This is a genomic window from Mesorhizobium sp. L2C084A000, from assembly GCF_000502875.1.
Lineage (GTDB): Bacteria > Pseudomonadota > Alphaproteobacteria > Rhizobiales > Rhizobiaceae > Mesorhizobium.
On the sequence record NZ_AYWX01000004.1, the window covers coordinates 218,468 to 244,020 of the forward strand.

Genomic DNA, 25,553 nt, shown 5'->3' on the forward strand with positions numbered 1-25,553 from the left:
GACATCTCTCTAAAGTTATAATATGATACTGAACCGTTCGGTTCGATCCGGCCGTTGACATAGCGCGTAAAGAGGACCATATCAAGGGCAATCGAACCGCTTGGTTCGAATTATTTTCGAGGTGTGACTTTCATGGCCGAGACCCCGCCCAATGTCGAAAACGAGTCGTGCGACGACCTGTTGGAAAGCTTGCGCCGTGGCCGCCCGGCCGCGGGGCAGGATCCGGTCAAGCGCAGCCAGATCATCGACGGCGCCCGTCGTGTCTTCATCGACAAGGGCTTCGAAGCCGCCTCGATGAACGACATCACCCGCGAGGCCGGTGTCTCCAAGGGTACGATCTACGTCTACTTCGCCAACAAGGAGGAGCTGTTCGAGGCGCTGATCGAGGAAGAGCGCGGCACCATCTTCAAGAACATGTATGACGTGCTGGACAACGCCGACAACCTGCGCGAGACGCTGGTGAAGTTCGGCAAGGTGCTGGCCCTCAAGATCACGTCGGCCAAGGTCATCCAGGCACAGCGCACGGTGATCGGGGCATCCGACCGGATACCCGACATGGGCGCGCGTTTTTACGAGCGCGGTCCCAAGCGTGGCCACGACAAGGTCGCGGCCTTTCTCAATGCCGCCATCGAGCGCGACCTGCTGCGCATCGACGATGTCGATCTTGCCGCCTATCAGTTCACCGAACTGTGCCTGGCCGGTCTGTTCCGCCAGTGCATCTTCGCCTACCGCACGAAAGCCCCGACCCAGGACGAGATCGATCACATCGTCAGGTCAGGCGTCAGCATGTTCCTCAGGGCATACGGCACCGAAAGGCTTGTGGCGGAAGAAGGCCATCAGACGATTGCTATCGAGGCCAAGCCTTAACCCAGTTCTAAGGTGTGTTGAGATTCAGGTCAGGCCGAGCCGAAAACGGTGGCTTTCGAGAACCGGAGCGGAGCGGACATTCGGGTCCGTGAGCACCGGAAGCGCAGAAAGCCGTCGTTTGCAGGCCGGCATCACCTGAATATCGACATAGCTTAGCCGCCATTGGCGGCAAGCACGATGGCCGCCTGCAATTCCTGAAGGCCCTCGGCTTTTTCCGAAGACGTCGCCAGCACGAACGGAAACGCCGCCGGCCGCTTCTTGATCTTTGCCAGCGTCTCCTCGATCAGCCGCGGCACGCCGGCAGTCTTGATCTTGTCGGTCTTGGTCAGGACGATCTGGTAGGACACCGCCGCCTTGTCGAGCAGCGACAGCACTTCATCGTCCTTGGCCTTGATGCCGTGGCGGGCGTCGATCAGCACATAGACACGCTTCAGCGTGACGCGGCCCTTGAGATAGTCGAAGACCAGCTTGGTCCACTCGTCGACTTTCTCCTTCGGCGCGGTGGCGTAGCCATAGCCGGGCATGTCGACCAGCGCCAAGGGCGGCAGGTCGGCGCCCTCACCCGAAAATCCGTCCGGCACGAAATAGTTGAGTTCCTGCGTGCGCCCCGGCGTGTTGGAAGTGCGCGCCAGCCCCTTCTGGTTGACCAGCGCGTTGATCAGCGACGACTTGCCGACATTCGAGCGGCCGGCAAAGGCGATTTCCGGCGGCCCTTCCGGCGGCAGGAACTTCATGGCCGGAACGCCGCGAATGAAGATCCATCCTCGCGTAAACAGTTCGGTGCCGATTGTGCTGCTGTTCAGAGCGTTCAAGCTGCTGCCTCCAGAAGAGAAATATTGGCACCCCGGATAGCATCGAGGTTGCGGCTGACCTTGTCCACCGGCCAGTCCCACCACGCCACCGCCAGCAGCCGCCTGATTGTCCGGTCGTCGAAACGCATCTTTACCACCTTGGCCGCGTTGCCGGCGACGATCGCATAGGGCGGCACGTCATGTGTCACCACCGATTTCGCGGCAACGATGGCGCCGTGGCCGATTTCCACCCCGGGCAAGATCACCGCCTCCATGCCGATCCAGACGTCGCTGCCGACAATGGTGTCGCCGCGCACTTCCCTAGACCAGGTCGCCGGGTCAAAACCCTTTTCCCAGCCATGGCCGAAAATATTGAACGGATAGGTCGAAAAGCCGGACATAGCGTGGTTGGCGCCGTTCATGATGAAGCGCGCGCCCTCGGCGATGGCGCAGAACCTGCCGATGATCAGCTTGTCGCCAATGAACGGATAATGGTGCAGGACGCATTTTTCGGCGAATTTGTCCGGACCGTCGGGGTCGTCATAATAGGTGAAGTCGCCGACCTCGATGTTCGGCGCGTTCACCAGCCCCTTGAGGAAGCCGACGCGGGTATGCATCGGGATCGGGTGCTTGATGTCTGGGTTGGGTCCGTCCATGTCGAAATCCGTCAGAGAAATGGCCGCCAGGCGCATCCGAAACTCGAATGCGCCCGTTCAAAATAGCGTGATCCGCCCTATAGCACCAATCGGGCGACGAGCGAGCTTTCCTTGACGGTCTTGCTCATTTGCTGCCGCGGCAGATCACGATCGGATCGGACAGCGCGCTGTCGAAACCGCTGCCCTGATAGACGGTGACGTTCGCCGCGCCGGGCGGCAGCATGAAGCTGCCTTCGACGATTTTCTGGTCTCCGGTCGGCATGTGGAGAGCCCAGCTATAGGTGCAAAACTGAGGCGGCGCCTGGGGTTCGACGTGGCTGCAGTTCAATTGCGCGCCACCCAGCATGGCGGCGCCACCGCAGCTGACGGCGTCCTTTGCGAACGCAATGCCCGGCCATCCCGCGATGGCCGATACGGTCAATATCTTCAGCCACTTCATCGTCTCATCCCTGCGCGGCAACAGCCTGCTACCGGAGCCTTTTTGTGGCGTCGCAGCCCATGCGTCATTTTTTCCAGGCGGGCTTAGTCCGTCTTGCGCACCGCGTCCAGCGGGATTATGTGCATGATGATAATAAGCATGCTCACTAAAAGTCGCGCCGAAAAACTCCAGTGCCTCCCATGCCATCGTCACCCAACATCAGCTTCGTGCTGCACGATGTCGCGCGCCTGCTTCGAAAGCGGTTCGAGCAGAGGTCGCGGGCATCGGGGCTGACCAGCGCCCAGTGGCAGGTGCTGGCCTATCTCTGCCTGCATGAAGGCATCCACCAGAGCAAACTGGCCGATCTTATCGAGATCACGCCGATCACGCTCGCCCGGCTGCTCGACAGGATGGAGGCACGCAGCTTCATCGAGCGCCGGCCCAATCCCGCCGACCGCCTGGCATGGCTGCTTTACCTGAAGCCGCAAGCCCATCCGCTTATCGAAATCATGCGCAGCAATGGGCAGAAGACGCGTGACGAGGCCTTCGTCGGCCTTTCCGCGGATGCGCAACTGCATCTGCTGCAAACCCTATCCTCATCAAATCCAATCTGCTCGCGGCTTGCGCCCAGCCTGCCGCCGACCGGGAGAAAACACATGGCTGAATCAACCTCACCAAAGAAGCCTGTCGAAGAAGATGGATCCGCCGCCGACCGGGCGCGCGATCAGGTCATCCGACTGGACAGCGAACGCGAGCAAAGGCGAGCCGGCACCCTCATCGACAATGACGAGCTCGAAGCACCGGTCGCCCTGGAGCCGGCGGCGCTCGAGGCTCCGTCCAAGGAGCCACGCCAGGCCGGGGTTGCGGTGGCGCCTCCGGCGACGGTTAAGCCCAGGCGCAGCCTGACGCGGCCGATCCTGTTTGCCCTGCTTCCGGTCGCCCTGGTCGTCGGCGGCTACTACTACGTCATCGGCGGCCAGGTCATGACGACCGACAATGCCTACATCCAGGCGCAGTCGCTCGGCGTTTCCACCGATGTCTCCGGCACTGTGTCCGAGATCGACGTGCACGAGAACGAGGCGGTGAAGAAGGACCAGGTGCTTTTCCGGCTGCGGCCGGCCTCTTTCGAAACCGCTCTTGCCGCCGCCCAGGCGCAGCTCGGCACGGTGCGCAACCAGGTGCTGACCCTGCAGGCGAGTTACCTGCAGTCGCAGGCGCTGATCGAGCAGGCGCAGGCCGACATCCCCTACTACGAGGCCGCTTTCCAGCGCCAGCAGGATCTGCTCAAGACCTCCACCTCCTCCAAGGCGACCTTCGACAGCGCCCAACACGACCTCGTCGCCGCCCGCCAGAAAGTGTCCGTTGCCCAAGCGCAGGCACAGGCGACGCTTGCCCAGCTTGGCGGCGACGCCAGCCAGCCGGTGGAGAAGAATCCGTTCTACCTTCAGGCGCAATCGGCGGTCGACGACGCCCAGCGCAACCTTGCCGATTCCATCGTCAAGGCGCCGTTCGACGGCATCGTCACCAATGTCGACGCGCTTCAGGTCGGCAAGTACCTGCCGGCTTCGCAGCCGGCCTTCAGCCTGATTTCGGCGACCGATCTGTGGATCGCGGCGGAGCCGAAGGAAACCGAACTGACCTATGTGCGGCCGGGACAGACGGCGACGATCAGCGTCGACAGCTACCCGGGTGCCGTCTGGCACGGTACGGTCGCCTCGATCAGCCCGGCGTCGTCGTCGAGCTTCTCCTTGCTTCCGGCGCAGAACACCACCGGCAACTGGGTCAAGGTCGTACAACGCATTCCGATGCGCGTGACGTTGGACGATCTCCAGGGCAAGCCGCCGTTGCGTGGCGGGATGAGCGTCGTGGTCGGCATCGATACCGGCCATGCGCGCGGCCTGCCGGACTTCGTGACGGACCTCCTCGGCCGGTTCGGACAAAAGTCATGACCGGCGCGTCCGCGACAGGTGGCGTGGTCGCCAATCGCGGCGCCATCACCGCCTGCGTGATCCTCGCCGTCATCATGCAGGCGCTGGACACGACCATCGCCAATGTGGCGCTGCCCTATATCCAGGGCAGCGTTTCGGCGAGCGCCGACCAGATAAACTGGGTGCTGACGTCCTACATCGTCGCGGCGGCCGTCATGACGCCGCCTTCGGGCTATCTTGCCAATCGTTTCGGCCGCAAGCGCATCCTTTTGATATCCATCACCGGCTTCGTCGTCGCATCGGTGCTGTGCGGGTTCGCGCAGTCGCTGCCGCAGATCGTCGGCTTCCGCCTGCTGCAAGGCCTGTTCGGCGCGGCCCTGGTGCCGCTGGCGCAGAGCATCCTGCTCGACATCTACAGCGTCGAGGAGCGCGGCTCGGCGATGGCGCTGTTCGGCGTTTCGGTAATGGTCGGGCCGGTGCTCGGGCCGGTCATCGGCGGCTGGCTGACCGAGAATGTCAGCTGGCGCTGGGTGTTCTACATCAACGTCCCGATCGGCGCCCTGGCTTTCGCCGGCGTGTCGATGTTCGTCCAGGAAACCAAGACCGACCTCAAGGCCAGGCTGGACTGGCTGGGCTTCGGCATGCTCAGCATAACCATCGCCGCGCTGCAGATGTTCCTTGATCGCGGCGAGCAGCTCAACTGGTTCTCGTCGTCCGAGATCATCGTCGAGGCGCTGATCTGCGCGTCGGCCTTCTACATCTTCCTCGTCCACACCTTCACCGCCAAAAACACCTTCGTGAACCCGCGGCTGTTCCTCGACAGGAATTTCGCAGTCGGCATGATCTTCATCTTCATCATCGGCATCACCTATCTGGCCTCGCTGGCCCTGATGACGCCTTATCTGCAGACGCTGATGGGCTATCCGGTGGTGACGGCCGGCATCGTCATGGGGCCGCGTGGGCTTGGGACCATGGCTTGCATGTTCCTGGTCGGCAGGCTGATCGGCAAGGTGGACACGCGCTGGCTGCTGCTGACCGGCCTGCTGGTCACCGCCTGGGCGATGTACGACATGACCGGCTGGACCCCTGATGTGTCGCAATGGACGATCATCAGCACCGGCTTCATCCAGGGCGCTGGCCTCGGCTTCCTGTTCGTGCCGCTGACCACCATCACCTTCGCCACGCTGGCGCCGGAGCGGCGCGCGGAAGGCACAGGCCTTTACAATCTGTCGCGAAACATCGGCTCCAGCGTCGGCATATCGGTGGTCACCGCGCTGTTAACGCAGAACGTGCAGATCAACCACGCCAACATCGCCACCTATGTGACGCCCTACAATCAGGCGTTCAGCAATCCGGCGATCTTCCAGGCGATGAACCCTTACAGCGCCGCCGGGCGTGCCGCGCTCGACGGCGTGGTGACGCTGCAGGCGACCATCATCAGCTACATGAACGACTTCAAGCTGATGATGATCCTGTCGCTTGCCGCCATTCCACTGGTTCTGTTGCTGCGCAAGCCGGCGACTCCGGCCAAGATCGACCACAGCGCCGTGATGGAGTGACGGTCGAAGCTCATCCGGCAGGACAAGCAACAGCCGAAAAGAAACCGGGGTCCTGTGAGGGACTACAGGACCCCGGCCGATGCCGATACGACTTCCCAAGAAACATGGCACCTCGTCATGAGGTGGGACGGCAGGCCGAGAAAGCCCCAACGGACCTGCCTTGATCCCCTTTGCCGAAAGCCGTTACTTTGGCAACAGCACCTTGTTGACGACATGGATGACGCCGTTCGACTGGTTGACGTCGGCGATCGTCACTCGCGCCTCGCCGCCTGACTCATCCATGATGTAGAGCTTGCCCTTCTTGACTTCGGCGGTCAGCGTGTCACCGGAGACGGTTTTCATCTCGTACTTGCCGCCCATCGCCCTGGCCTTCTTCATCATTTCGGCGCCCGAAATCTTGCCGGCCACGACATGCGCGGTCAGCACCTTGGTGAGCTTGTCCTTGTTCTCCGGCTTCAGCAGCGTGTCGACGGTGCCCTTGGGCAATTTCGCAAACGCTGCATTGGTCGGGGCAAAGACTGTGAACGGGCCAGCGCCCTGCAGCGTGTCGACCAGGCCGGCGGCCTTGACCGCGGCGACCAGCGTCGTGTGATCCTTCGAATTGACGGCGTTCTCGACGATGTTCTTGGTGGTGTACATCGGCGCGCCGCCGACATTCGGGTTTTTGGCATAGGCGGGCGCGGCAATCGCCACGCCGGCGATGAGCGCGGAAAAGGCGATGGTCCTGAATGACGGCAAGCGCATGTGGTCTTCCTCCGGGTGAGGGCTGATCGGAATTGATAGCCTTTGGAAACGCACAGGCAGTCACGCCCCCGGCGAGGCGCAAGTTTCGCCGATCACGGGAACGTGATCCCGGAGTTGCTTAAACGGAAAAAGCCCCGCGCGAGCGGGGCTTTGAGGCTGGAGAAAGCGCTGCGCTTCTATTCGGCCGGCGATGGTTTCTTTCGGAACAGCGCGACCAGATTGTCCCACAGCTCGATCTTGGCGCCCTGGCGCTTCATGATGATGCCCTGCTGGAGGATCGACAGCGTGTTGTTCCAGGCCCAGTAGATGACCAGGCCGGCCGGGAAACCCGCCATCATGAAGGTGAAGATGACAGGCATCCAGGTGAAGATCGCCGCCTGCGTCGGGTCCGGCGGCGTCGGGTTCATGCGCATCTGCAGGAACATGGTGACGCCCATGATCAGCGGCCAGACGCCGATCATCAGCATGTGCGGCAGGGTGACCGGGATCAGGCCGAACAGGTTGAACAGCGACGTCGGGTCGGGTGCGGCCAGATCCTGGATCCAGCCGAAGAACGGCGCGTGCCGCATCTCGATGGTGATGTAGAGCACCTTGTAGAGCGAGAAGAAGACCGGGATCTGCAGCGCCACCGGCCAGCAGCCGGCAAGCGGGTTGATCTTCTCGGTCTTGTACAGCTCCATCATCGCCTGCTGCTGCTTCATCTTATCGTCCGCGTATTTCTCGCGGATCTCGAGCATTTTCGGCTGCACCTTCTTCATGTTCGCCATCGACGCGTAGGACTTGTTGGCGAGCGGATAGAAGATGGCCTTGACGATGACGGTGGTGGCGAGGATGGCCAGGCCGAAATTGCCGAAGAATTTGTAGAGCGTGTCGATCAGCCAGAACATCGGCTTGGTGATGAAGTGGAACCAGCCCCAGTCGATCAGGAGATCGAACCGCTTGATATGACGGTCTTCCGCATAGGCGTTGATCTTGCCGACTTCCTTGGCGCCGGCGAAGATTTCGCTCTCCACCGTCGCCGACTGGCCGGCATCGACGGTGATCGGGTCGGTGAGGAAGTCGGACTGGTAGCGATGGCGGCCGTCCTCGAAATAGGCGTAGCGCGGCTGGAACGGCTGCTTCTCCGTCGGCACCAGCGTCACCGCCCAGTATTTGTCGGTGATGCCGAGCCACCCGTCGGTCGACTTGCCCGGCGTGAACTGCTTGTCCTTCTCGATGGACGCGTATTTGTGCTCCTGCAGGCCTTCGGTGCCGGTGAAGCCGATCAGGCCCTCATGCAGCACATAGGTGCTGGCAACGAGCGGCTTGTCGAAGCGGGTGACACGGCCGTAATTGGACAGCGAGACGGCGGCCGTGCCCGTATTCTGCACCGTGTCGGACACCGTGAACATGTAGTTGGTGTCGACGGAAAAGGTGCGCTTAAAGGTCAGGCCCTTGTCGTTCGAATAGGTCAGCGTGACCGGGGTCGTCGGCGTCAGCGTCGCATTGCCGTCGACGGCCCACACAGTCTCGGGACCGGGCACCGCGCCGGTCTTGTCGTTGCCGACGAAGCCGATCTCGGCATAGTAGCCATTGGGGAGTGCTGCCGGGTTGAGCAGGCTGATCTCGGGCGAGTTCTTGTCGACCGTCTCAGTGTAGTGCTTGAGCTTGAGGTCGTCGAGACGGGCGCCGGTCAGGTTGATCGAACCCTCGAGGCTCGGCGTGTCGATCCTGGCGCGGGTGGTCGTGGCGAGTGCCTGTTCGCGGCCGGCCGGCGTCACGGCGTCTGTTCCCGGTGCGTTGGGAATGGCGCCAGGGGCGACGGGCGTTCCGGTGTCGGTACCGGGATTTGTGCCGGCGGCCTTCTTCTGCTCCTCGACGCGCTGCTGTTCGACGCGGGCTGCCTCGCGCTGCGCTTCGCTGCGCGGCAACACGTAAAAATATTGCCATACCGCCAGGATCAGCACCGACAGCGCGATGGTGATGAAGAAGTTCCGGTTGTTTTCCATCGAAAGCCCTTGGCCTATCGTGTTCCGCGCAGTCGGCGGGAGAGTTCGGCCTTCAACTGGCCGAACGGAGTGGTAAGCACGTCTTCGCGCCCGACGATGACATAGTCATTGCCAGGCGCCATGTCACTTGCAGCATGCGTGCGGACGGCTTCTCGCAGCCGCCGCCGGACACGGTTGCGGACAACCGCATTGCCGACCTTCTTGGTGACGGTGTAGCCGACGCGCGGCGACAGGCCGTCGCCGCGGTCGAGGACTTCAACGAGAAAAAGCCGCCCGCGTCGCTTTTCACCACGACGGACAGCCAGGAATTCCGCGCGCTTCAGAAGCCGCTTGGGATTTGGTCCCACTGGCTTGCCGGATGCGGGCAACGATCTCGTCTTCCGTTCAGGCGCTGAGCCGCTTGCGACCGCGGTTGCGGCGAGCTGCGACGACGCCGCGACCACCCTTGGTGGCCATGCGGGCACGGAAGCCGTGCCGACGTTTGCGGACGAGTTTAGACGGTTGGTAGGTACGCTTCATTTGTTTTAATACCGCGGGGTGCGGCCCTTCTTGATTCTGTCACTGTGTAACAGGAGCTTTGCCGGGCCGGCTTTGGCGCGATCGAAACCGCGCCGGGACGAATGGCCCGAGCGTGTGCGGGCTTATAGAAAGAAGGCTTTTGGAAGTCAATCCGGAGTCGTCGGGCGCAATCCGGCTCCGTTCAGGCCGGTTTATGTTTGCGACCAAGGATGAAATTGGCAAAAAAGCCGTAATCGCCTAATCTGCGTTGATCAAGTGATCGTGAAGACATTAGCCGCATGAGCGAAACCATACAGGCACAGGAAGGGATCGGCACGGCGGGGGCCACCGAGGCGCCAGCCACTGTGCGCACGGTTCCGCTGTCGCGCGGCCTGTCGACCAAGCTGCTGCTGCTGACCATCGTCTTCGTGCTGTTGGCCGAAGTGCTGATCTTCCTGCCCTGGATCGCCAGCTACCGGCTGAACTGGCTGAAGGAGCGGCTGAGCACGGCGGCGGCGGTGTCGATCGTGCTGGTGCAAGGTGAATCCACCTCGCTGTCGCGCACGGCCCAGAACGACGTGCTAATGGCGATCGGCGCCAAGGCGATCGCGGTGCGCGACGGCGGCGTCTCGCGGCTGCTGGTGGTGGCCGAAATGCCGCCGAAGGTCGACGAACACATCGATATCGCTTCGATCGGCATGATCAAGGGCATGACCGGCGCGCTCGACACGCTGTTTTTCGGCGGCGACCGGATGCTGCGCGTCTTCGGCCCGGTCGGCGAGTCCGACAAGGAGTTCGAGCTGATCATGCCCGACAACAGCCTGCGCAATGCGATGCTGCGCTATTCGCGCAACGTCGCCTTCGTCTCGCTGCTGATCTCGCTGTTCACCGCCATGCTGGTTTATGCCGCGATCGACCTGATCATGATCGGACCGATCCGGACCATGACGCGCTCGATGCTGTCCTTCTCCGAAGCGCCCGACGATCCCGGACGGATCATCCATCCGGCTGCCCGCGCCGACGAGATCGGCGTTGCCGAGCGCGAACTGTCGCAGATGCAGGAGCGGCTGCAAAAAATGCTCTCCGAGCAGAAGCATCTTGCCGACCTCGGCCTCGCGGTCTCCAAGATCAACCATGACATGCGCAACATCCTGGCCTCGGCGCAGCTGATGTCGGACCGCCTGCGCCAGGTCAAGGATCCGACCGTGCAGGCCTTCGCGCCGAAACTGCTGCGCGCACTCGACCGCGCCGTGTCTTATTCCGAAGGCGTGCTTCACTACGGCCGCACGCAGGAGCCGCCGCCCGCGCGGCGCCGGCTCCGGCTGCGGCAGCTGGTCGAGGACGTGCAAGGCTTGCTCGACATCGAGCAAGGCATCGAGTTCGTCAATTCGGTCGAGCCGGCCTTCGAGGTCGATGCCGATTCCGACCAGTTGTTCAGGGTGCTCACCAATCTGTGCCGGAATTCCGTGCAGGCGATGGCGGCCGACAGCGAAAACGCCCTGGTGCGCCGCCTGGCGGTGTCGGCCGTGCGTCTGGGCAGCGTCAGCCGCATCGCCGTCAGCGACACCGGACCCGGCCTGCCAGCCAAAGCGCGGGAGAACCTGTTCGCGGCGTTCCGCGGCTCGGCGCGCAGCGGCGGCACCGGCCTTGGCCTGGCGATCGCGCATGAACTGATCCGCGCGCATGGCGGCACGGTGGAACTGGTCGAGAGCATTGGCGGACGCACCACATTTGCCGTCACCATCCCCGACCAGCCGGTCCGGCTCGACCAGGCCCGCAGCAACGGCCTGCGCCGCCCTGCGTGACGGTTCGGGCGCAGTGTCGCCCGGTGCTCTTGCCTCCAGCCCCGGTGCTCCTCCTTTCAAGATCGGCACCCTTCCCTTGAAAGATGAGTTCGGAGCTTGGCTTCACGGCCGTTTCGAACGCAAGAATCCGGGCCGTCATCGCCGGCCAAGGCACTTGTGACAAAACTTTTGCCGGATCGACTTGCTTTTCGGAAATTCAGTCGCTAGGGAACACGTCTCGTCGCGGCCGGTCGTTCACGATCGGATCGCGGGGTCATGGAAAGCATGGCTTGTTGCGCGCCCGTAGCTCAGCTGGATAGAGCACCAGACTACGAATCTGGGGGTCAGGAGTTCGAATCTCTTCGGGCGCGCCATTCAAACCCTTGAAAATACTGGAAAAATTTGACCGACCGGGGCCAGGGTTCGGAAGGCGTTCATCGCTTTTTTCCCCCTGGACCAAGTGCAGACCAAGTTCGTCTGATTTTTCTCGCCTTTTCGCCCGTACTCCCCCGGCGATGGATCGGCGCGCGCGGAGGGAGTCGTCTCATCCATGCCATAGCCTCCTGATTCACCCGCTCCCGCGCCGTTCTGTTGCCTTCCTCTACGTCGGTTGAAGGCCCCGCCTATGGCCAAGCGCAAGCGTCCTCCGGAGCCAGCTGGACCCTCCTGAATCCTTCCGTTCCCGGCTTCCAGAATGGCCGAAATGGGGCGGTCGACACAGGAGGCCGAAATGGCAAAGAAGGAGACCGCACCCGCGAAGAACCACCCCTCGCACGGTGTCTGCGTAGTGGAAGGGGAGGGAGATCGAGCCTTCTGGACGAAAGTCGGTGCTGCATGGTCGCATCAGGATGGCCAAGGGTTCAACGTCTCCCTCAGGTGCACATCTCACGGCGAGAAATCTTCACCCGAAAATCAATAAGAGGCAGGGTCGCCGCACCTTGCCTCCATTTACCAACTAATCGCCGAGTGCCTCCTCGACCAGCTCGCGTGCGCGTTCCAGTTCATCTCGATCGAGCGTGGCGATGAAGCGGGTAAGCAGATCGCCGTCGCTAGTCTCGTGTTCGACGGCCTCATAGGTCGAGCCAGAACGGAAAATCTGATCTCCCTCGATGCGGACCCCCGTTTCCATAACGCGGTATCCGTCATCGGCGAGCACGGCTTTAACCACGTACCCGATGTACTGTCGGACGGGGAGCGCTTTGAGATCGACTTCTTCGCCCAGCTCCTCCATCAGCAAGTCGCTGATCTTGGATACAGGTGGTACTTCCTCGACAATGCCTTCCTTGAGAAGTTCAAGGACATCTTCACGTTGCAGAAACTCCAGAAGGGCATCCCCTCCGACAATCGACTTCGATGCTCTGCGTGCTTTGCGCATCTGCGCCTTCGGTGTTAACATGTTGATCTCCAATGTTGGTGAGGCTGGCTTTCCAGGCGAAGCCTCACCGGGTTGAGTGTCTGCCCGTGTCGAGCGACATGGGCAGACATGGTCTAACATAATTAAACATTCGACGTCAAGCCTGGCTTGCGGGCGGGTCAAGTTTTTCACCCAATTGATGGCGACACGACTTCCTTGAGGGAATGGCTCATTTGGCAGCGGCCAGAGGATGTCTGTGCCACCTCTTGTGATGTCGACAATGCCTTCTCGGCGAGGGCAGCCAACATGTCCTTCGACTATCAGGCAGCGGCGTTCGTGTTTACCCGGTTCGATGAGGCCTTGAGCGGTATAGGGCTGGTTCAGGACATCGATGGGCGATCGGTCTTGCGTGCCGACGTTCATCAAAAGGGTGCGATCACCGTTTTGGTTGTCCAATGCCTCCACATGATCTTGTCGAGGCATTCGCTCCGTCCGTCCTTCGGCTTGAAGAAACCAAACAGCGCCGTGCCGCAGTGATGGAACAAACCATGTGGCTCATCCTGCGTGTTCGGCAAGAGGCTCCCGACGCTGAGCTCTGTGCGCTGGCATATGGATCTCAACTCTACAAGCATGTGGCGGCGAAAGATGTGCCGCTGCTACAGTCGGTCTATGACGCTTGGGCAGCATGGTTCACGTCGGATGACGTGTGTTCGGAGAACAAGCTGCAGGCGGCATTCGACCAGGTCGTCGTCATCAGCCGGAGTAAGGCAAAGGCAAGCTAGAATCCGACTGCCCCTATTCCATGTCGGGGACACCACCGCTGTTGAGAAGCACTGTCGGCGAGCCATAGTCGCCTAACGCCGGGTCGGCATCGCGGCTCCATGCAATCACGCCGACATGCGTTGATGCCAAGGCCTTGGCCATGCGGATCGCCCGATCTTCAGTCTGCTGGTCGGTCGGCCCGAAGGCGGGAACAGCTCGCCGTCATCACCACGGTCGCAATTAAACTCGGCTAATTCTCTCAAGATCTGCCAGTATGTAACTTGGGCGACTTTTCCCAACTTGAACTACATTCAGGCTGACCCTTACAGGCTTATGAAGCCACTCCCGGTTTAGTATGTCAGGGTCTTCTATGCCTATCCCTACTTTTCCTCTCAGAATTTGATCGGCGCCACTGACGCTGAACTCAAAAGTGCGTCCTTTGGGCAGAACGCCTTGCAGTTCGCCAACGAACTCCTCATGAGTCTCCCGGATATTACCTTCACTTAGGCGGTCGCGAGAACGTCTTAACTGCTCAACATTGCGGTATTTGAACACATTCTGCTTGAATTCGAGTCCGCACCATGCCTGGTTTCGAGAAAGATATTCTAGGAATGATGCAACCTTTCGGACAGCGCGAGGATGTACTTCCGCAACTAGCTCGGCGACATCGTCGTCCGTGCCTTCAGCAGATACTTCCAAAAGCCCGAGTAGCCGTTCCAATGCCTCTTCAGCGCCTCCAGATTCAGAAAAGAAATCTGGGTTCAGGCTAGGAAGTTGAAATTCGAACCCGAAAGAGCCGACAGCGGTCCCAGTAATCAATAGCTGATTTCGAGCCTTGTCTGGAATTGGGCCCATGTAGTTCAGACGATCTTTCATTCCAGCCAGTATGGCGGTGAATGCTGCTGTGAATGCAACAGCTGCCTTGCTGCCGAACTCGGCATAAATCCCTTGGCTACCTTTGACCGGAAGCCCTCGAAATGTCAGCTGGGTTCTCTCTGGTTCGATTGTGTCTTGGGCTTGGCCAAGAGCCGCACGAGCAGTTTTGAGCCGCTGCTCGAAGCCGAAGCGCTCAATAACGCTGGTTTCTGGAATTCGTGAAAGCACGGCCTCCAGTTCCGCGACTTCTGATGCGAGCGCGTGACTCCTGCGTCTCACTACTCTGGCTCCACAAATTGCACGGCTTCGAGAAGGTTGCGTGCGTTCAAATCTGCACCAGGATCCAAATCAACTCGAAGAAAACCCTTCCAGTTCCGATCGCGCGTGTGTCCCCACATACTGTACCAGTAAGCGATTTCGTGGACGTGCCTGTCCTCCAACGCTTCCGCGAGGATCATTGGATAACCATCTACGCGGAAAGCCTGCTTCGTGTGCTCAATGTCGAACAGATGATGCAACTGTGGCCACATGCTCTCCTGCGTTTGCCCGGCGGGCAACTTGAAAAATGTTACCACATCTATGTCATTCGGAGAACGTCCCATTAGGCTCTCGACATCCTCCGTGAAGCTGCCGTCTAGCCACTGAAAACCCTCTATGACGTCCAGATCATACAGATTTTGGCGGTAGTTCAGAAGGCCAGCCAATATGGCCAATCGGTCTTCATTTGTTCCGAAACGGCCGATTACATCTAACATCGTGGCGGCGTAGGGCGACCGATCACTTCCGTGACCCTCTTCGCCTGGACGTATTGGCGGAAGCAATCCCACAAGATTCCATGCTGGGATCACTGTGCCGTCTCCACAACGTCCATGAACTACCGCTGCCCCACTAATTTCCCTTGTACAAAGATACAGCCGGAAATTGAGAGAAAGTAAACCCGAAAGGATTTACCCTAATTCCGGCTGAGCGTAGCTGCCACACACGGCCTTTCCCTGCTGCGTCACTGTCGCGGCGTAGGCCTCGGCCTCCGCCTCCGATCGGTCGAAGACCGAGCGAACGAGATCGACGACGAACTCCCACAGCGTCTGGTCGTCATTGTGAATGACAAGCTGCAAATTAATCGCCTCCGCGGGGATATTGCGCAATGGAACGGCTCACTTCTAATGCTGCTGCAGATCAACAATATCTGCGCCACGTTGCATGAATTGTTAACAACTCGACGCCTTGGTTGCACACCTCGACGAGGAGGCTGCACAGGCGGAAACCAGCGGAGCCTGACTTGACCATTCCCTCTAGCCGCATCAAACGCGCTTTGATCACCGGGGCCGGTGCGGCCGACGGCATCGGCTTTGCCATTGCCCGGCAACTCGGCCTTGCCGGCCATGCCGTTTTCCTCACGGGCGCCAGCGGGCGTGTGCTCGATCGCGCCGCCGAGTTGTGCGCCGAAGGCATCGATGCCAAAGCCGTGGTCGCCGATCTCACCATTGCGGCCGATGTCGCGCGGCTGCGTGCTGATGTCGGTGCCGTCGATATCCTGGTCAACAATGCCGGCATGGGCTCGCTGGCATCGCCCTCGGTCGACAAGGCGTTTCTCGCCATGACCGAGGCTGACTGGGATCAGGGGATCGACGTCAGCCTGAAGACCGCATTCCTCGTCACGAAAGCGTTTCTGCCGGCGATGGTCGAAGCGGGCTACGGGCGCATCGTCAATGTGGCGTCGGTCACCGGGCCGCTGGTGTCCTTCGAAGGCACATCAGCCTATTCCGCCGCCAAGGCCGGCATGGCCGGCCTGACCCGCACCCTGGCGCTCGAAGTGGCGAAAAGCGGCATCACGGCCAATGCCGTGGCCCCCGGCTGGATCGAAACGGGATCGTCGAGCGAGATGGAGCGGCAAGCCGCCCTGCACACGCCGCCGGCGCGGGCCGGACGGCCGGATGAGGTGGCCGCAGCGGTGGTGTTCCTGGCCTCGGAAGGTGCCAGCTATGTCAATGGCGCCCTGCTGGTGGTCGACGGCGGCAACAGCCTTCAGGAGCGCAAGGGCTGAAGGCTCAAAGGCGCTTGTCGTCAGGGGTATTCGGCGGGCACGCCTGGCCCAAGCTCCTCGCCCCTCACGACGCCTTTGCCAAAAAATTCCGATAGTCGGACTTGGCCTGCAGCAGGCGCAGCACATTGTCGCGCGATCCGCGCACATGGGCGCGCGCCAGCGTGCCGGCTCTGGCAGCGTCGCCGGCGCAGATGGCGTCGACGATTTCGGCGTGCTCGTCGCGGGCGATCTTCCATTCGTCCAGCCACAGCAGTTCGGTCCAGACATAGTGCTGGCACTTGTCGAGGATGCCGCACAGCATGCCGTGCAGCATCACATTGCCGCTGATTTCGGCGATGACGCGGTGCAGGTCGATGCCGACCTCCAGTTCCTGGAATTTTTCCCGATTGGTTCGTTCCGGAATGGCGGCCAAGCGCTCGCATTCGGCCAGCATGGCGCGCAGCCGCGCCTTGTCCTGTTCCGTCGCGGCCGTTGCCGCAAGTTCCGTCGCATGGCCGTCGAGCAGCTCGCGGATCTCGAAGGCTTCGCGGAACATGTTGATGTCGAACTCGGTGACGACATAGCCCTGGCGCGGCCGGCCGGTGACCAGCCCGTCACGCTCGAGACGGTTGAAAGCCTCGCGCACGGGGGTTCGGCTGACAGTCAGCTTCGCGGCGATGTCGTTTTCGGTGACGCGCGAGCCCGGCGGAATCTGGCCGGTCACGATCATCGCCTTGAGCGCGGAATAAACCGAGTCGCGCAACGTATTTTTGGTTTCCTTGGCCAAGCTTCCCTTCCCACTTCTCCGGCCTTTCAGCCGGAACACGCATAGCTGTAGCCGCAGTCGGCATAATTTGCCACGCCCCCGGCGACGCCGTTCCTCGCCACCTTGTCCGGCTCGAAACCCGTGAATTCGATCGAGCCGGCGGTGTTGACAACATCGATCGCTAGGCTACACTCAAAATTGTATACAAAATAGCATGCCAAATCAAAAACAATGGGAACACCGGTTGGAGAGCCGAAAAAATGAACAGGACCAGAAGCGTTAGTATCGTTGCGATGGCAGGCCTCATGGCCTCGCTCGCAGCCCCCGCCATGGCGGGCGACACCATCACCGTCGCCTCATGGGGCGGCACCTACCAGGACGCGCAGACCAAGGCGTTCTTCAAGCCGACCGCCGATGCGCTCGGCATCACCATCAAGGAAGACACCACCAACGGCCTCGACGACGTGCGGCTGCAGGTGACCGGCAATGCGGTGAAATGGGACATCACGGAACTTGGCGCCGACGAATGCGCGCGCGGCTCGAAGGAAGGGCTGTTCGAAAAACTCGACTACGGCATCATCGACAAGAGCGGCATCAACCCGAAGCTTGTCCATGACGACTGGGTCGGCATTTCCTACACGTCGGTCGTACTGATCTACCGAACCGATGTTTTCGGCGACAAAGGCCCGAAGACATGGGCCGATTTCTGGAACGTGGAAAAGTTTCCGGGACGGCGTGCGCTGAGCGGCAGCCAGGCGACGGAAACGCTGAGCGTCGCGGCACTGGCCGAGGGCATTCCGATCGACAAGGTCTATCCGGTCGATATCGACGGCGCGTTGAAGTCCGTCGACAAGATCCGTGGCCATATCGACGCCTGGTGGACCTCCGGCGCGCAGGCCATGCAGCTGGTGAAGGACGGCGAAGTCGACATGGCGAGCATCTGGAACGGCCGTGCCGGCACCTTAAAGAAGGAAGGCGCGCCGGTCAGCTTCTCCTTCGACCAGGGCGTGCTGACCGCCGACTGCATGGTCATCCCCAAGGGCTCCAAGAACAAGGAAGCCGCGATGAAGGCGCTGGCGATGTTCGTCAGCCCGCAATTGCAGGCCAATCTGCCGCTCTATGTCGATAATGGCCCGGTCAATGAGAAGGCTTTCGAGACCGGCAAGATCCCGCAGGACAGGATCAAGGATATCAATTCGGCGCCCGAAAACGTCAAGAAGCAGGTGTTGCAGGATGCAAAATTCTGGCGCGACAATTTGGTCGAGGCGACGGAAAAGTTCAACAATCTGATCCAGCAATAGGCTGCGGCCGCAATCCAAACCACGGCAGGGCGACGCCTCGCCCTGCTTTCGCCGCCTCAGCCCCTGGGAGAGAAAAATCTTGTCCATTGCGCCATCCGCGTTGCCGATCGGCATGCGCGGGATCGAGAAACGATTTGGCAGCGTGCCTGTGCTGCGCGACCTCAACCTCGACGTTGAGGCTGGTGAATTCCTGACGCTGCTGGGGCCTTCCGGTTCCGGCAAGACGACGCTGCTGATGATCCTGGCCGGCTTTGTACGGGCCAATGCCGGCTCGATCAGGGTCGGCGGCGACGAGATCATCACCACGCCGCCGCACAAGCGCAACATCGGCATGGTGTTTCAGAACTACGCGCTGTTTCCGCATATGAACGTCTTTCACAACATCGCCTTTCCGCTGAAGCAGCGCGGCGTTGCCGCCGCCGAGACGGCCGAGCGTGTCGAGAAGGCGCTCGATCTGGTGAAATTGCAGGGGCTGGGCGAGCGCCGGGTCGACCAGCTCTCCGGCGGCCAGCGCCAGCGCGTGGCGCTGGCGCGCGCCATCGTCTTCGAGCCGCGCATCGTTTTGATGGACGAGCCCCTGTCGGCGCTCGACAAGGGCTTGCGCGAGCACATGCAGATCGAGCTGCGCAGCCTGCACCGGCGGCTTGGCATGACCACGGTCTATGTCACGCACGATCAGCGTGAAGCCATCACCATGTCGGACCGCATCGCGGTGATGAACGCCGGGCGCATCGAACAGCTCGACAAGCCCGAAAGCCTCTACTCCAGGCCGCAAACGCAATTTGTAGCCGGCTTCATCGGCGAATCGAATTTCATTCCGGTCGAGTGCCGCAACGGCTCCGTCTGGTACGAGGAGCGAAGAATCCATACGGCGGCGGCGACGCCGGCGGCAGGCCAGTACCTGATGGTGGTGCGGCCGGAAAAGCTGCGGCTCTTGGCAAACGCCGAACCGACAAGCGGCGTCAACGTGCTCAACGCGACGCTCAGCGACATCATCTATCAGGGCGACAGCTTCGTCTGCTATGCCGTGCTGCGCGACGGCCGGCAGCTGACTTTGCGCGACTATTGCCGCAGCGATGTGCTGGCGAAAATGCCCGCACCCGGCCATCCAGTCTCATTCGGTCTCGATGCGCAGGACACGATCCTGGTGGCGGCAGACTGATGAGCGCGCAGACCGCCCTCATGCAGGAGAAAGCCGGCCGCTCGGGCCCGGATCTGAACACGCAGGCGCTGCATATGGACGCTCGGCGCGAGTCGTTGCGGTTGCTGGCGCTGCTGTCGCCGAGCCTGTTGCTGGTCTTCGCCATCATCATCGTGCCCATCGGCTGGCTGTTCTGGCTGTCGCTGTTCGACGAAGCCGGCGCCTTCAGTCCCGCCAATTATGCGCGCTTCTTCGAACAGGCCTCCTACATCAAGACCTTCATCACCACCTTCAAGGTCGCCTTCATCGTCACCGGCGCCTGTGTTCTGCTTGGCTATCCCCTGGCTTACATGCTGTCGCAGCTGCCGCGCCGGGCGGCGTCGATCTGCCTGATCTTCGTCATCCTGCCGTTCTGGACATCGGTTCTGGTGCGCACCTATGCCTGGCTGGTGATCCTGCAGCGCAAGGGCCTGATCAACAGCTGGCTGATCGACCTCGGCGTGATCAGCCAGCCGCTGTCGCTCGCCAACAATTTTTCGGGCGTCGTCATCGGCATGACGCATATCCTGCTGCCGTTCCTGGTGCTGCCGCTTTACGCCTCGATGAAGACAATCGACACCGACTGCCTGCGCGCCGGCATGAATCTCGGTGCCGACCCGGCCGCTACCTTCCGGCAGATCTTCTTTCCGCTGTCGCTGCCCGGCCTCGCCTCGGGCGTGGTCATCGTCTTCGTGCTGTGCCTGGGCTTCTTCGTCACGCCTGCGCTGATGGGCGGCGGCAAGGTCATCATGTGGGCGATGCGCATGGAACAGACCACCAGCCTCTATTCCAACTGGGGTGCGGGTGCAGCACTGGGCGTGGTGCTGCTGGTGGTCACGCTGGCGCTTCTCGGCCTGTTCCAGTGGCTGCTCGGCGCGCGCGCCACAGGCGTGTGGAGTTCACGATGAGCGAGGATGTCGGCCTGCCGATCTCGCATCGGCAACGTCTGTGGCTCTACTGCCTCGGCGGCCTCGTGCTGTTGTTCCTGATCGCGCCGTCGATCATCATCGTCATCATGTCGTTTTCGGATTCGACGCTGCTGCAATTCCCGCCGCAGCAATGGTCGCTGCGCTGGTACCAGACCTATTTTGGCTCACTGGAATGGCGCGACGCCACGATCGTCTCGGTCAAGGTGGCTGTTATGACCGTGCTGGTGGCGACGCCGCTCGGCACTGCTGCCGCATATGCCATCAACCGGGGCACGCTGCGCTTCAACGGCACCATCAACGCGCTGCTGACCGCATCGCTGATCGTCCCGGTGATTCTGATCGGCATCGGCACCTTCTTCCTCTATGCCCGCATCGGGCTCAACAACACGCTGACCGGGCTGGTCATCGCGCACACGGTGCAGGCCTTGCCGCTGGTGGTGCTGACCGTGCTTTCCGGGCTGCGCTCCTACGACATGAACCAGGAGCGGGTGGCGCGCAGCCTTGGCGCCGGCCGCGTCGCCGCCTTCTGGCAGGTGACGATGCCGCAGATCCGCTTCTCGATCGTCTCGGGCGCGCTGTTTGCCTTCATCACCTCCTTCGACGAAGTGGTGGTTTCGCTGTTCATATCGGGCGGCGAGACCACGACATTGACACGCCGCATGTTCAACGCGCTGCGCGACCAAATCGACCCGACGATCGCTGCCATCTCGACCTGCCTGATCGTTCTCTCGGTCGTGCTGTTGTCGGTTGCGCAGATCTTCGGCCGGCGGCATTGATTTCACCAGACCAATTCGCAGAAGTGACCAACTTGCAGACGTGACCAACTTGCAGACGTGACCAGGGGATATCCAGACAGAATGCGTGATTTCCAGTTTCCCGGCCGCTCGCCGGTTCGTGCCACCGAGGCGGTTGCCGCGACCTCGCATCCGCTTGCAACCCTTGCGGCCATCGACATGCTGCGCTCCGGCGGCAATGCCATGGATGCCGCCGTCTGCGCCGCCGCCGTGCAGGGCGTCGTCGAGCCGCAATCGACGGGCATCGGCGGCGATTGCTTCGTGCTCTATAGCCCGGCGGGACAGGGCAATGTGCTGGCCTTCAATGGTTCGGGTCGGGCGCCAGCCAAAGCGACGGTCGACTGGTACCGCGAAAAAGGCTTCGATCGCATCCCGCTGCAGGGTCCGCATGCGGTCACCGTGCCGGGCGCTGTCGACGCCTGGGGCCGCCTGCTCGAAGACCATGGCCGCAAGGGCCTTGCCGAGGTGCTGGCGCCGGCCATCCACTATGCCGAGAACGGCTATGTCGTGCACGACCGCGTCGCCTTCGACTGGGCCGAACCGGAAACCGACCTGTCGGCCGACGAGCATGCCGCGCGCATCTTCCTGCCCGGCGGCAAGGCGCCGAAGGCGGGTGACATCCACAGGCAGCCGGAACTAGCGGCGACGTTGCGCATCATCGCCAAACACGGCCGAGCCGGTTTCTATGAAGGCGCTGTCGCCGACGATATGGTTAGTCGGCTTAACGAATTGGGCGGACTTCATTCGGCCGAGGATTTCGCCTCGACCCGAGGCGATTATGTGACGCCGGTCAGCACCTCTTATGGCGGCCACGAGATCCACCAGATGCCGCCCAACAATCAGGGGCTGACGGCGCTTTTGATGCTGAATTTGCTGTCGGGCTTCAAGCTTGGCGGACTTGACCCCAATGGCGCCGAGCGCCTGCATCTGGAGATCGAGGCCGGGCGCCTGGCCTATCGCGACCGCGACCGCTATGTCGGCGACCAGGATCATGTCCCGGTGCCGGTCAAACAGCTCCTGTCCGGCGCCTATGCCGACCGGCTGCGCGCCGAGATCGACCGCGACCGCGCCATGACGCATCTGCCGCGCGTGGAGCTGCCCGGCAGCGACACGGTCTACATCTCCATCGTCGACCGCGACCGCAACGCGGTTTCCTTCATCAACTCGACCTATTATTCGTTCGGCAGCGGCGTCGTCGGCCCGAAGACCGGTGTCGTGCTGCAGAACCGCGGTTCGAGCTTCCGCCTCGACCCGGCGCACCCGAACGCGATCGCGCCCGGCAAGCGGCCGATGCATACGATCATGCCCGGCATGGCGACGAAGAACGGCCGCGTCCTGATGCCGTTCGGCGTCATGGGCGGCGGCTACCAGCCGTTTGGACACGTCCATCTGCTGACCAACATGATCGACTTCGGCATGGACCCGCAGCAGGCGCTGGATGCGCCGAGGGTGTTTTACAATGACGACACCGTGGAGGCCGAGCGTGGCGTTCCTGCTGCGGCAATCGAGGGCCTGTGCCGGCGCGGCCACCGCATCGCCGAGCCGCATCATCCGCTGGGCGGCGGGCAGGTGGTGCTGATCGACTGGGAGAAGGGGACGCTGACCGGCGCCTCCGATCCGCGCAAGGATGGTTTGGCGCTTGGCTACTGACGCAATCCGTTGTCCAATGGCGTATCCGTATCGAGGTAAGCCCGTCAGCCGGGCTCCCGCCAATAGTCGTTCGAAATCCAGCCGGTGATCATGACCCAAGCCGAAACCCACGCAGATCTCTCCCGCCGTCTTGCCACCGGCGTCGACGATGCGCCCGCTATCCTGGCACCCGACAGGGCAACGCTCAGCCATGGCGGATTGCGCAGCCTGATGGCCGACACGGCAAAACAGCTGCATGCGCGCGGCATCGGCCGGGGCGACAGGGTGGCGATCGTGCTGCCGAACGGGCCCGAGATGGCCACCGCCTTCGTCGCCGTGGCGGCCGCCGCCTCGACGGCTCCGCTCAACCCCGCCTACCGGGCCGACGAGCTCGATTTCTACCTGACCGACATCGGCGCCAAGGCGATCCTTGTCGCGGAGGGCGAGACCGGACCGGCGGTGACGGTGGCCGAACGCCTCGGCATCGGCGTGCTGCGGCTTGTCGTGCAGCCCGCCACACCCGCCGGCAGTTTTGCGATCGAGGGCGCGGCGATCGGGCCCCCGGCATCACCCGACATGGCGCAAGACGGCGACATCGCGCTTTTGCTGCACACCTCCGGCACGACGTCGCGGCCAAAACTGGTGCCGCTCAGCCATGCCAACATCGCAGCCTCGGCTGCCCATATCGGCGGCACGCTTGGCCTGACGGCCGATGACCGCTGCCTCAACATCATGCCGCTGTTCCACATTCACGGCCTGATCGCGGCGGTGCTGTCGTCGCTGGCATCGGGCGGCAGCATCTACTGCACGCCCGGCTTCAACGCGCTGCGCTTCTTCCAGTGGCTGAGCGACGCGCGGCCGACCTGGTACACGGCGGTGCCGACCATGCATCAGGCGATCCTGCCCCGCGCGGCACGCAACACCGAGGCGCTGGCGGCTGCGCGGCTGCGCTTCATCCGCTCGTCCTCGGCGTCGCTGCCGGCGCAAGTGATGGCTGAGCTCGAGGCGACCTTCGGCTGCCCGGTGATCGAATCCTACGGGATGACCGAGGCGGCGCACCAGATGGCGTCGAACCGGCTGCCGCCGGGCCAGCGCAAGCCGGGCAGCGTCGGGGCCTCCGCCGGTCCGGAAGTGGCTGTCATGGCGCCCGACGGGCGGCTGCTTAATGCCGGCGAGACCGGCGAGATCGTCATTCGCGGGCCCAATGTGACTGTTGGCTACGAGAAGAACCCGGATGCCAACGCCACCGCCTTCGCGCATGACTGGTTCCACACCGGCGACCAGGGCGTGCTCGACGAAGACGGCTATCTCAGGGTTACCGGACGGCTCAAGGAGATCATCAACCGCGGCGGCGAAAAGATCTCGCCGCTCGAGGTCGACGATGTGCTGATGGACCATCCGGCGGTGGCGCAGGTCGTCACCTTCGCCATGCCGCATGACAAGCTTGGCGAGGAGGTGGCCGCGGCGGTTGTGCTGCGCGAAGGCATCAGCGCCACCGAGGGTGACATCCGCACCTATGCCGCGACGCGGCTTGCCGATTTCAAGGTGCCGCGCAAGATCCTGATCCTGGACGAGATCCCCAAGGGTGCGACCGGCAAATTGCAGCGCATCGGCCTTGCTGCCAAACTCGGGCTTTGACGATGAAGATCACCATCTTCGGCGCCGGTGCGATTGGCGGCTATCTCGCGGCCAAGCTCGCCATCACTGGGCGGACCGATCTTTCGATCGTCGCGCGCGGCGCCCATCTGGAAGCGATCAAGACGGATGGCCTTCGCCTGATCGAGGATGGCCAGGAGATTTCGGTCTCCGTCCGGGCCGCCGCCAAGGCCGAGGAGCTTGGCGCCCAGGATTACGTCGTGCTGGCGCTGAAGGCCCATTCGCTCTCCCCAGCCCTTGACCAGATCGCGCCACTGCTCGGGGACCACACATCAGTCGTCACCATGCAGAACGGCGTGCCCTGGTGGTATTTCCACGGCGTCGGCGGGCCGCTGGAAGGCACCAGGCTGAACGCGGTCGACCCCGGCGGCGCGATCTGGCAGCGGATCGGACCGGACCGCGTCATCGGCTCGGTCGTCTATCCCGCCGTCGAGGTCGATGCGCCGGGCCTCATCCGCCATGTCGAGGGCAAACGTTTCTCGCTCGGCGAACCCTCCGGCGAGCGCCGCGAACGGGTCACGCTTCTGGCCGAGGAGATGGTCAAGGCCGGCTTGCAAGCGCCGGTACGCGAGGACATCCGCAGCGAAATCTGGGTAAAACTGTGGGGCAATCTCTCCTTCAACCCGATCTCGGCGCTGACCGGCAGCACGCTGGCCGCGATTGTCGCCGACGATGGCACCCGCGCGCTCGCCCGCACCATGATGCTGGAGGCGCAGGCGATCGGCGAAAGCCTCGGCGTGCGTTTTCCCATAGCGGTCGACCGGCGCATCAAGGGCGCCGGCGATGTCGGCGAACACAAGACCTCGATGCTGCAGGACCTGGAGCGCGGCCGGCCGATGGAGATCGACGCGCTGGTGAGCGCGGTGCAGGAACTTGGCCGGCTAACGGACAAGCCGACCCCGACCATCGATGCCGTGCTGGCGCTGGTGCGCCGGCTGGCGGTGGAACGCGGGTGTTATGGGTGAGGTGAAAGGACAGGGCAAATCAGAGCCGTGGCGCGCGACGATCCAGGCCCTGAAGTACCTCGGCCTCATGTCCCAGCTTGACCAG

Annotated in this window: 26 protein-coding genes, 1 tRNA gene and 1 pseudogene; 15 read left to right on the forward strand and 13 right to left on the reverse strand. The window is 62.3% G+C overall.

The window, feature by feature from the left end; genetic code table 11:
- Positions 1 to 132 precede the first annotated feature (132 nt).
- Positions 133 to 867: a TetR/AcrR family transcriptional regulator gene (locus X735_RS153860; protein WP_023810783.1), complete on the forward strand. Its 735-nt coding sequence runs from the start codon at positions 133 to 135 to the stop codon at positions 865 to 867.
- A 152-nt stretch (positions 868 to 1,019) separates the two neighbouring features.
- Here the strand turns inward: X735_RS153860 and yihA are convergent, their stop codons facing one another.
- The 3 genes from yihA to X735_RS153845 all read right to left on the reverse strand — a co-directional run bounded on the left by yihA (position 1,020) and on the right by X735_RS153845 (position 2,753).
- A complete protein-coding gene (gene yihA, locus X735_RS153855; RefSeq protein WP_032909086.1) occupies positions 1,020 to 1,679 on the reverse strand; it encodes a ribosome biogenesis GTP-binding protein YihA/YsxC in 660 nt (219 codons plus the stop codon).
- Positions 1,676 to 2,314, reverse strand: a complete 639-nt coding sequence (locus X735_RS153850; RefSeq protein WP_023810785.1) for a CatB-related O-acetyltransferase — start codon at positions 2,312 to 2,314, stop codon at positions 1,676 to 1,678. The genes yihA and X735_RS153850 overlap by 4 nt, the downstream gene beginning before the upstream one ends.
- A gap of 124 nt (positions 2,315 to 2,438) precedes the next feature.
- Positions 2,439 to 2,753 (reverse strand): hypothetical protein, encoded by a 315-nt coding sequence (locus X735_RS153845; protein WP_023810786.1) that lies wholly within the window; start codon positions 2,751 to 2,753, stop codon positions 2,439 to 2,441.
- Between the two features lie 179 nt (positions 2,754 to 2,932).
- On the opposite strand from X735_RS153845, the pseudogene X735_RS1000000169765 reads away from it, so the two are divergent.
- The 3 genes and pseudogenes from X735_RS1000000169765 to X735_RS153835 form a co-directional block, all read left to right on the forward strand.
- Positions 2,933 to 3,130, forward strand: a pseudogene (locus tag X735_RS1000000169765) (MarR family winged helix-turn-helix transcriptional regulator); the annotation flags it as partial.
- 258 nt (positions 3,131 to 3,388) lie between these two features.
- Positions 3,389 to 4,681 (forward strand): HlyD family secretion protein, encoded by a 1,293-nt coding sequence (locus X735_RS153840; protein WP_023810787.1) that lies wholly within the window; start codon positions 3,389 to 3,391, stop codon positions 4,679 to 4,681.
- On the forward strand, positions 4,678 to 6,219 hold the full coding sequence (locus tag X735_RS153835) for a DHA2 family efflux MFS transporter permease subunit (protein WP_023810788.1): 1,542 nt from the start codon (positions 4,678 to 4,680) through the stop codon (positions 6,217 to 6,219). The genes X735_RS153840 and X735_RS153835 overlap by 4 nt, the downstream gene beginning before the upstream one ends.
- A gap of 183 nt (positions 6,220 to 6,402) precedes the next feature.
- On the opposite strand, the gene X735_RS153830 is transcribed toward X735_RS153835, so the two are convergent.
- The 4 genes from X735_RS153830 to rpmH form a co-directional block, all read right to left on the reverse strand.
- A complete protein-coding gene (locus X735_RS153830) occupies positions 6,403 to 6,963 on the reverse strand; it encodes a fasciclin domain-containing protein (RefSeq protein WP_023810789.1) in 561 nt (186 codons plus the stop codon).
- A 176-nt stretch (positions 6,964 to 7,139) separates the two neighbouring features.
- A complete protein-coding gene (gene yidC, locus X735_RS153825; protein ID WP_023810790.1) occupies positions 7,140 to 8,951 on the reverse strand; it encodes a membrane protein insertase YidC in 1,812 nt (603 codons plus the stop codon).
- A gap of 14 nt (positions 8,952 to 8,965) precedes the next feature.
- On the reverse strand, positions 8,966 to 9,319 hold the full coding sequence (gene rnpA, locus X735_RS153820; RefSeq protein WP_013528505.1) for a ribonuclease P protein component: 354 nt from the start codon (positions 9,317 to 9,319) through the stop codon (positions 8,966 to 8,968).
- 16 nt (positions 9,320 to 9,335) lie between these two features.
- On the reverse strand, positions 9,336 to 9,470 hold the full coding sequence (gene rpmH / locus X735_RS1000000167425; protein WP_008833937.1) for a 50S ribosomal protein L34: 135 nt from the start codon (positions 9,468 to 9,470) through the stop codon (positions 9,336 to 9,338).
- A 278-nt stretch (positions 9,471 to 9,748) separates the two neighbouring features.
- Here rpmH and X735_RS153815 point away from each other — a divergent pair, with 278 nt between their 5' ends.
- Together X735_RS153815 and X735_RS153810 are read left to right on the forward strand one after the other, a co-directional pair.
- Complete coding sequence (locus X735_RS153815; RefSeq protein WP_023810791.1) at positions 9,749 to 11,254, forward strand: HAMP domain-containing sensor histidine kinase; 1,506 nt, start codon at positions 9,749 to 9,751, stop codon at positions 11,252 to 11,254.
- A gap of 276 nt (positions 11,255 to 11,530) precedes the next feature.
- Positions 11,531 to 11,607 (forward strand) — tRNA-Arg (locus tag X735_RS153810).
- Between the two features lie 581 nt (positions 11,608 to 12,188).
- Here the strand turns inward: X735_RS153810 and X735_RS1000000168730 are convergent.
- Positions 12,189 to 13,070, reverse strand: a complete 882-nt coding sequence (locus X735_RS1000000168730; RefSeq protein ID WP_155930574.1) for a hypothetical protein — start codon at positions 13,068 to 13,070, stop codon at positions 12,189 to 12,191.
- Between the two features lie 65 nt (positions 13,071 to 13,135).
- Between X735_RS1000000168730 and X735_RS153795 the strand changes: the two genes are divergently transcribed.
- Positions 13,136 to 13,369, forward strand: a complete 234-nt coding sequence (locus tag X735_RS153795; RefSeq protein WP_155930575.1) for a hypothetical protein — start codon at positions 13,136 to 13,138, stop codon at positions 13,367 to 13,369.
- Positions 13,370 to 13,382: 13 nt separating this feature from the next.
- Here X735_RS153795 and X735_RS1000000170255 read toward each other — a convergent pair whose 3' ends face one another.
- The 4 genes from X735_RS1000000170255 to X735_RS153785 all read right to left on the reverse strand — a co-directional run bounded on the left by X735_RS1000000170255 (position 13,383) and on the right by X735_RS153785 (position 15,340).
- Positions 13,383 to 13,511: a hypothetical protein gene (locus tag X735_RS1000000170255; protein WP_023810795.1), complete on the reverse strand. Its 129-nt coding sequence runs from the start codon at positions 13,509 to 13,511 to the stop codon at positions 13,383 to 13,385.
- A gap of 78 nt (positions 13,512 to 13,589) precedes the next feature.
- Positions 13,590 to 14,504 carry a hypothetical protein gene (locus X735_RS153790; RefSeq protein ID WP_023810796.1) on the reverse strand — a complete coding sequence of 305 codons (915 nt, stop codon included), beginning with the start codon at positions 14,502 to 14,504 and terminating at the stop codon, positions 13,590 to 13,592.
- Complete coding sequence (locus tag X735_RS18145; RefSeq protein WP_050592680.1) at positions 14,504 to 14,980, reverse strand: hypothetical protein; 477 nt, start codon at positions 14,978 to 14,980, stop codon at positions 14,504 to 14,506. The genes X735_RS153790 and X735_RS18145 overlap by 1 nt, the downstream gene beginning before the upstream one ends.
- A gap of 192 nt (positions 14,981 to 15,172) precedes the next feature.
- Entirely contained in the window at positions 15,173 to 15,340 is a 168-nt protein-coding gene (locus X735_RS153785; RefSeq protein WP_196815318.1) for an ATP-dependent Clp protease adaptor ClpS, read from the reverse strand.
- 164 nt (positions 15,341 to 15,504) lie between these two features.
- Here X735_RS153785 and X735_RS153780 point away from each other — a divergent pair, with 164 nt between their 5' ends.
- Positions 15,505 to 16,269, forward strand: coding sequence for an SDR family NAD(P)-dependent oxidoreductase (locus tag X735_RS153780; RefSeq protein ID WP_245273198.1), 765 nt, complete (start codon positions 15,505 to 15,507; stop codon positions 16,267 to 16,269).
- A 64-nt stretch (positions 16,270 to 16,333) separates the two neighbouring features.
- Here X735_RS153780 and X735_RS153775 read toward each other — a convergent pair whose 3' ends face one another.
- Positions 16,334 to 17,035 carry a GntR family transcriptional regulator gene (locus tag X735_RS153775; RefSeq protein WP_023810800.1) on the reverse strand — a complete coding sequence of 234 codons (702 nt, stop codon included), beginning with the start codon at positions 17,033 to 17,035 and terminating at the stop codon, positions 16,334 to 16,336.
- A gap of 239 nt (positions 17,036 to 17,274) precedes the next feature.
- On the opposite strand from X735_RS153775, the gene X735_RS153770 reads away from it, so the two are divergent.
- From X735_RS153770 to X735_RS153740, 7 genes are all read left to right on the forward strand, one after another.
- Entirely contained in the window at positions 17,275 to 18,315 is a 1,041-nt protein-coding gene (locus tag X735_RS153770; protein WP_023810802.1) for an ABC transporter substrate-binding protein, read from the forward strand.
- Positions 18,316 to 18,394: 79 nt separating this feature from the next.
- A complete protein-coding gene (locus X735_RS153765; protein WP_023810803.1) occupies positions 18,395 to 19,477 on the forward strand; it encodes an ABC transporter ATP-binding protein in 1,083 nt (360 codons plus the stop codon).
- Complete coding sequence (locus X735_RS153760; RefSeq protein WP_023810804.1) at positions 19,477 to 20,403, forward strand: ABC transporter permease; 927 nt, start codon at positions 19,477 to 19,479, stop codon at positions 20,401 to 20,403. Before X735_RS153765 ends, X735_RS153760 begins: the two co-directional genes overlap by 1 nt.
- Positions 20,400 to 21,200, forward strand: coding sequence for an ABC transporter permease (locus tag X735_RS153755; protein WP_023810805.1), 801 nt, complete (start codon positions 20,400 to 20,402; stop codon positions 21,198 to 21,200). The genes X735_RS153760 and X735_RS153755 overlap by 4 nt, the downstream gene beginning before the upstream one ends.
- A gap of 81 nt (positions 21,201 to 21,281) precedes the next feature.
- Complete coding sequence (gene ggt / locus X735_RS153750) at positions 21,282 to 22,868, forward strand: gamma-glutamyltransferase (RefSeq protein ID WP_023810806.1); 1,587 nt, start codon at positions 21,282 to 21,284, stop codon at positions 22,866 to 22,868.
- 90 nt (positions 22,869 to 22,958) lie between these two features.
- The gene (locus X735_RS153745) at positions 22,959 to 24,485 is read left to right on the forward strand and encodes an acyl--CoA ligase (RefSeq protein ID WP_023810807.1); all 1,527 of its coding nucleotides are present in this window, start codon (positions 22,959 to 22,961) and stop codon (positions 24,483 to 24,485) included.
- A 2-nt stretch (positions 24,486 to 24,487) separates the two neighbouring features.
- Positions 24,488 to 25,468: a 2-dehydropantoate 2-reductase gene (locus X735_RS153740; RefSeq protein WP_023810808.1), complete on the forward strand. Its 981-nt coding sequence runs from the start codon at positions 24,488 to 24,490 to the stop codon at positions 25,466 to 25,468.
- Positions 25,469 to 25,553: the final 85 nt, after the last annotated feature.